This is a genomic window from Streptomyces sp. NPDC055140 (genome assembly GCF_053607285.1).
On record NZ_JBSGTG010000039.1, the window covers coordinates 53,952 to 60,110 of the forward strand.

Annotated in this window: 6 protein-coding genes; 3 read left to right on the top strand and 3 right to left on the bottom strand. The window is 72.2% G+C overall.

Annotated features, from left to right (window positions below):
* Window positions 1–25: 25 nt before the first annotated feature.
* Window positions 26–811 carry an SDR family NAD(P)-dependent oxidoreductase gene (locus ACWFR4_RS42005; protein ID WP_453469035.1) on the bottom strand — a complete coding sequence of 262 codons (786 nt, stop codon included), beginning with the start codon at window positions 809–811 and terminating at the stop codon, window positions 26–28.
* A 221-nt stretch (window positions 812–1,032) separates the two neighbouring features.
* On the opposite strand from ACWFR4_RS42005, the gene ACWFR4_RS42010 reads away from it, so the two are divergent.
* Window positions 1,033–1,524 carry an SRPBCC domain-containing protein gene (locus ACWFR4_RS42010; RefSeq protein WP_453656810.1) on the top strand — a complete coding sequence of 164 codons (492 nt, stop codon included), beginning with the start codon at window positions 1,033–1,035 and terminating at the stop codon, window positions 1,522–1,524.
* A complete protein-coding gene (locus ACWFR4_RS42015; RefSeq protein ID WP_453656811.1) occupies window positions 1,521–2,669 on the top strand; it encodes a hydrolase in 1,149 nt (382 codons plus the stop codon). The genes ACWFR4_RS42010 and ACWFR4_RS42015 overlap by 4 nt, the downstream gene beginning before the upstream one ends.
* Window positions 2,670–2,747: 78 nt before the next feature.
* On the opposite strand, the gene ACWFR4_RS42020 is transcribed toward ACWFR4_RS42015, so the two are convergent.
* Window positions 2,748–4,022: an NAD(P)/FAD-dependent oxidoreductase gene (locus tag ACWFR4_RS42020; protein ID WP_453656812.1), complete on the bottom strand. Its 1,275-nt coding sequence runs from the start codon at window positions 4,020–4,022 to the stop codon at window positions 2,748–2,750.
* Window positions 4,022–4,345: a 2Fe-2S iron-sulfur cluster-binding protein gene (locus ACWFR4_RS42025; RefSeq protein ID WP_266674857.1), complete on the bottom strand. Its 324-nt coding sequence runs from the start codon at window positions 4,343–4,345 to the stop codon at window positions 4,022–4,024. The genes ACWFR4_RS42020 and ACWFR4_RS42025 overlap by 1 nt, the downstream gene beginning before the upstream one ends.
* Before the next feature lie 159 nt (window positions 4,346–4,504).
* Here ACWFR4_RS42025 and ACWFR4_RS42030 point away from each other — a divergent pair, with 159 nt between their 5' ends.
* A complete protein-coding gene (locus ACWFR4_RS42030) occupies window positions 4,505–6,019 on the top strand; it encodes an MFS transporter (RefSeq protein ID WP_453656813.1) in 1,515 nt (504 codons plus the stop codon).
* Window positions 6,020–6,159 lie beyond the last annotated feature (140 nt).

The following is a 6,159-nucleotide window of genomic DNA, read 5'->3' on the forward strand; positions in this document are numbered from 1 at the left end:
TTCTTCTGCTCGTCGATCAGGACCATCAGTAGTTGCCGAGCCCACCGCAGACGTTCATGGCCTGGGCGGTGATGGACCCGGCCGGGTCCGACGCGAGGTAGCCGACGAGCCCGGCGACCTCTTCGGGAGTGGAGTAACGGCCGAGCGGGATCTTCGCGTTGAACTTCTCCTGGATCTCCTGCTCGCTGACCCCGTAGTGGCCCGCGTAGCCCTGCCGCACGCGCTGGGCCATGGGCGTCTCGACGTATCCGGGGCAGACGGCGTTCACGGTGATACCGGTCGCGGCGAGTTCCTTGCCGACGGCCTTGGTGAAGCCGATCACGCCGTGCTTGGAGGCGGAGTAGGGCGCGGCGAGCTCGACGCCCTGCTTGCCGCCGGTGGAGGCGATGTTGATGATCCGTCCCCAGGACCCTTCGCGCATCAGACCCGTGCTGAGTACCTCCCGGGTGACACGGAAGGTGCCGTTCAGGTTGGTCTCGATCACGTCGTCCCAGAGCGAGTCGGCCAGCTCGGCGGTCACGCCGCCACCGCCACGGCCCGCGTTGTTGACGAGGATGTCGATGCGGCCGTACTCGGCCACGGCGGCCCGCACGGCCTCCTGGATCTGCGTCAGGGATGTCACGTCGCACACCGTGCCGGCCACCTCGTGACCCTGTTCGCGCTGTTCCTTGACCATGGTGGCGACGTTCTCCGCGTCACGCGCCACACCGAACACAGCGACACCCTGCCGGGCCAGCAGCTCGGTCACGGCCAGGCCGATCCCGCTGGTCGCACCGGTCACGAAGGCCACTCGTCGTCCCGTGTCTGTCATCGTGCTCTCCCCATCGCTCATGTCGATATCGCTCGTGTCGATCCGGTCCACGTCGGCTCGACGGTGGGCCCGCCGCCTTGCGGGTTTCTCGCACCGGGGTGGAGCCGGGCTGGAGTCCGGCTGTTCGAGCCGTACTCGACACGGGGCCTAGCGGGGCCGGTCAGCTTGGGCGCATTAGATGCCGTGGCCGGGCGGATACCTGGCCGGAGCGAGGAGGCCCCGTGCCCGAGCAACCGCAGACCCTGCCCGACGTCAGGAAGTCGGTGACCGTGGCGGCGACGCCCGGCGAGTGCTTCAAGGTCTTCACCGAGCGCCCGGCGGACTGGTGGCCGCCGAGCCACATCCTGGTGCGCAAGGAGCGGGCCGGCCTCGCCTTCGAAGGCGAAGTGGGCGGGCGCTACTACGAGTGGGACGTGGAGGGCACCGAGATCGCCTGGGGCCGCGTGCTGGAGTGGGAGCCGGGCCGCCGCGTCGTCATGACCTGGCGGATCGACCCCAACTGGCAGTCCCTCCCCACCGACGAAGGCGCCAGCCAGATCGAGGTCGACTTCGAGGCCGTCGACGCGGGACACACCCGCGTCGCGCTCGCCCACGTCAAGCTGGACCAGCACGGTCCGGGCGCCGAGCGGATCTTCAAGGCGCTCGACGGGCCGAGCCCCGGCGAGACGCTCGAGCTCTTCGCCCGCGCCGTCGCGAACGGGTCCGGATCGTGAGCGTCGACGTCGGCGTGATCGCCGCTCCCGACGCCGCCCCGGCCGTTCCCGCAGCCGGGCTCGTCCCCGCCGCCGACCGGATCCGCCTGCTCGCGGCCCGCCACGCGGCCGACGCGGACGCGGGCCGCAGCCTGTCCCGCGAGGTCAGCGACGCGATACGGGAGGCCGGGTTCGCCCGGCATTTCGTGGCCGCGCGATTCGGCGGCACGGAGGGTTCGTTCGAAGACCTGACGCGGGCCGTCATCTCCGTCGGCGAGGGCTGCGCCGCCTCCGCGTGGTGTGCCTCCCTCGCCGCGTACTCGGCCCGCCTCGCCTCGCACCTGCCCGAGCAGGGGCACCAGGAGCTGTGGGGCGCGGGGCCCGACACGTTCGTGGCGACCGGTCTGATGCCCGCCGGGCGGGCCAGGCCGGCCGACGGCGGCTGGCGGGTCACCGGCGAGTGGGCCTATGTCAGCGCCGTCGACTTCGCCGACTGGGTGATGGTCTGCGCGGCGGTCGCGGGCGGTGAGGGCCCGCCGCAGCTGCGCTTCTTCACGCTGCCGCGCGGCGCGTACACGGTGCGCGAGACCTGGGACAGCGTGGGGATGCGGGCCACCGGCAGCCACACCGTCGTGGTCGACGACGTGTTCGTACCGGCGCATCTGACCCTCGACCGCGCCGACATGCTCACCGGCCGCAACGGCGCCTCCGGCCTGCCCGCCCACAACGTGCCCTTCCAGGCGGTGGGCGGACTCACCTTCATCGCCCCCGTCGTCGGCGCCTCCACCGGCGCGCTCGCCGCCTGTACGGGATCGATCACCGGGCGCCGGCGCAACCACACCGCCGAGCTGACCGTCGTACGTGCCTCCGGCCGGATCGACGCCGCACGCCACCTCGTCATGGAGAACGCCCAGGTCCTCGACCAGCGCCTCTTCACCCCCGAGCACATGGCGCGCAACGAGCGGAACGCCCCGTTCGCCGCCGAGATGCTTCGCGAGGCCGTGGCCCTGCTGGTCGGCGCCGCCGGGACCGGCGGCCTCGGCGAGGGCCACGCACTCCAGCGCTTCTGGCGGGACATCACGTCGGCGACGAGCCACGTGGCGCTCCAGTACGACACCGCCGCCCGCAAGAACTACTCCGCGGTGCTGCTCGGCCCGGAGAGCTGATCCCTTGCGCACGGCGAAGGGGGCGTCCGCACCACGGACGCCCCCTTCGCCGTACTCGCAGGAAGCAGGAAATGGTTGTCAGGCGGGGACGGACATTGCGGGTGAGCCGGTCGACACGGCAGGCGTACGGGGGAGCTTCTTGAGGTCGAAGCCCGGCTCCCGGGCCGTCTCCGGTGCCAGATGCGTGCCGGTGGTCAGCAGCCGGCGGACGATGCCGTGGTCCGCCGGACGGTTCATGGACTCGGCACCGATCAGCCGGCCGGCGCGGAAACAGAGGACGGAGAACCGCCCGCCGTCCGGGTCGCCGACGGTCACGGTCTCGTCGTGGGCGGCCGTCAGACCGGCCATCTGGAGCCGCATCGCGTACTGCTCCGACCAGAACCAGGGCACGGCGGTGTACGCGTACGGCTCGCCACATATCGCGGCGGCCACGCAGCGCGCCTGGTCGGTGGCGTTCTGGACGGACTCGAGGCGGAGGTACCGGCCGGCGTGCGGGCTGGGGAAGCGGGCGCAGTCACCGACCGCGTAGATGTCCGGGTCCTCGGTCCGCAGCCGCTCGTCCACGACGATGCCGTCGCCGACGACCAGGTCCGCGGTGAGCGCGAGGCGGGTGTTGGGCAGGACACCGACACCGACCACGACGAGATCGGCGGCGATCCGCTCACCGTCCCCCAGCTCCATGACCTGGACCCGGCCCTCCGCGTCGCCGTAGAACGCGGATACCTCGCGGCCGAGCAGCACCCGCACCCCCTGGGCGCGGTGCTCGGCCACGACCTGGGCCGACATCTGCGGCGTCAGCGCGCGGGCCAGCGCAATCGGCTGGGCCTCGACCACGGTCACGTCGTGGCCGAGGCCACGCGCGGTGGCCGCCACCTCGAGACCGATGAACCCGGCGCCGACCACGACGACGCTGCGGGGCGGCCCGCTGAGCCGCAGCCGCAGGTCCTCCGCGTCGGCCAGGCCGCGCAGTGCAAGGACCCCGGCCAGCGAGGCGCCGGGCACGGGCAGCGTCCGCGGGCGGCAGCCGGTCGCCAGGACCAGCGCGCCGTACGGCAGGCGCAGTCCGGACTCCAGCAGGACCGTGCGCCGCTCCCGGTCGACCGAGGCGACCCGCTCGCCCGACAGCAGCTCGATGTCCTGCGCGGCGTAGAACGACGGCGGGCGCAGCGCGATGTCCGCGGCCGGGACCGTGCCGGCCAGATAGCCCTTCGACAGGGGCGGGCGGTCGCAGGGGCCGGACGGCTCGTCCCCGACGAGCGTGATCCGGCCCTCGTAGCCACGGCCGCGCAGGGCCGCCGCTGTTTCGAGGCCGGCCTGGCCCGCGCCGACGACCACCACCGAGTGCGAGGCCATCAGCTCTGCGCCTCGGGCAGGTGGACCAGCAGGCCGTCCAGGTCCTCGGAGACCGGCAACTGGCAGCTGAGCCTGCTGAACTCGGTGCGCTCGCACGCCGTTCCGTACAGCACGTCGTCCTCGACGGGGTCCATCTCGGGCAGCGGCACGGAACTCTCCGCGTCGACGTATACGTGGCAGGTGCCGCACTGGGCGGAGCCGCCGCACTGGGCCTCGATGCCGTCGACGTTGTTGAGCTTTGCCGCGCGCATGACCGTGTTGGGCGCCTCGACGTCGAGGATGGTGACGGTGCCGTTCGGATGCTTGTAGGTGATCTTGGCCATGGTGAGCTCTCCTTGGGGAATATCGGCCATCCGTGCGGAGGTACCGCAACGGACTGTGGCGAGAGGCCCTGCAATCGCGGTGGAGGAACTCTCGACCGCCTGTGCGGGCTCGACCGGATCGCTACCGCCGGTCGACCGGTCCGGCGCAGCGTGCCTGCCATGACTGTGACCGAAGGGACCCGAGAGACGGCCGCCGAGCCCGGCAGGGGGAGTGCCGACCATCGGCTCTTCCTCGTGCTGGCCGCCTGCTGCCTGGGCCAGTTCATGAACGTGCTGGACGCCTCGGTGGTGAACGTGGCCCTGCCCGTCATCGCCGCGGACCTGCACTTCACCCAGCACAACCTGCAACTCGTGAACAACGCCTACACGGTGGTCGTCTGCGGCTTCCTGCTGCTCGGCGGGCGGCTCGCGGACCTGTTCGGCCAGCGCCGGATCTTCGCGTGCGGGGTCGGTCTGTTCACGCTGGCCAGCCTCGTCGGGGGAGCCGCGGACGCCCCGCTCACCCTGGTCCTCGCCCGCGCCTTCCAGGGGCTCGGCGCCGCGGTCATGGCACCCGCCACCCTCACCGTGCTCGGCACGACGTTCACCGAACCGGCCGCCCGCGCACGGGCGTTCGGCTGGTGGAGCGCAGTCTCCGGAGCCGCGGGCGCGATCGGTGTGCTGGCCGGCGGAGTGATCATCGAGTGGTTCTCCTGGCGCTGGATCTTCCTGGTGAACGTCCCGATCGGCCTCGTGCTGTTCGCCACCGTCCGCTGGGTGGTCCCGGAGACCCGCCCCCGCCGGACGGGCATGAAGGGCAGTGGCCTCGACCTGCCCGGCGCGGTGACCGTCACCCTCGGCCTGATGTCCGCCGTCTACGGTGTCTCCCAGTACGCCGCACACGGCTGGGGGTCGCCACGGGTCCTTGGCCCGCTGCTGGCCGGGGCACTCCTGATCGCCGCGTTCCTGGTGATCCAGGCGAGGTTCGCCCGCCATCCCCTGGTGCCGCTCGGCATCTTCCGGAACCGGTCGGTCGCCGCTGCCAACCTGGTGGCCTTCTTCGGTATCGCCGCCCTCTTCAGCACCTTCTACTTCTTCACGCTGGTCCTCCAACAGGTTCTCGGTTACAGCCCGTTGCACACCGGGCTCAGCTACCTCCCGCTCTCCGTCGGCATGGCCCTGGGCGGCTGGGGGATCGCGCCCCTCGTGCCGAGGATCGGCCCGCGCCCGATCCTGCTCGGCGGCCTCGCCCTCGCCGCGGGCGCCCTGTTCTGGCTGTCGTCCGTGGACGCGGGCGCCGACTACCTCGGCGACGTGCTCGGACCCTGTGTCCTGCTCGGATCGGGAATGGGCGCGGTGCTCAACGCCACGACGAACGCCGCCACCGCCGGGCTCGCCCCCCACCAGGCCGGCCTGGCCTCCGGGCTCCTCAACACCACCCGCCAACTCGGCAGCGCCGTCGGCCTGGTGACCCTGGCAGCGCTGTCCGCGGCTCGCATCGACGTCCGGACCGGGGCCGGCGCGGGCGCCGTCGACGCCAGGGCCGCCGGCTACGGTCTGGCCCTCACCGGCGCCGCACTGTTCGCCGTCGCGGGGTTTGTCGCCGCGCTCTTCGTCCCGGTCCGGAAGCAGTCCCGTAGCCCTCGAGGCGACACCGACACCGCTCAAGGCGACACCGGCAAGGCTTCCGTCTGAGGAGACGGAGGGGCAATGCGCCTGGGCCGCCGACCGCTTCCGCGGGGGGGGGGGGCCCCCCCCCCCCGCGGGGGGCGCCACAAACAAAGCCGCCCCCCCCCCCCCCCCCGGGATAAAAAAAAAAAAAGAACGCGCAGAGA

Excerpts from the sequence above, each read along its gene's own strand:
- ACWFR4_RS42005 (WP_453469035.1), bottom strand. The coding sequence starts at position 811 with ATGACAGACACGGGACGACGAGTGGCCTTCGTGACCGGTGCGACCAGC.
- ACWFR4_RS42020 (WP_453656812.1), bottom strand. The coding sequence starts at position 4,022 with ATGGCCTCGCACTCGGTGGTGGTCGTCGGCGCGGGCCAGGCCGGCCTC.
- ACWFR4_RS42025 (WP_266674857.1), bottom strand. The coding sequence starts at position 4,345 with ATGGCCAAGATCACCTACAAGCATCCGAACGGCACCGTCACCATCCTC.
- ACWFR4_RS42030 (WP_453656813.1), top strand. The coding sequence starts at position 4,505 with ATGACTGTGACCGAAGGGACCCGAGAGACGGCCGCCGAGCCCGGCAGG.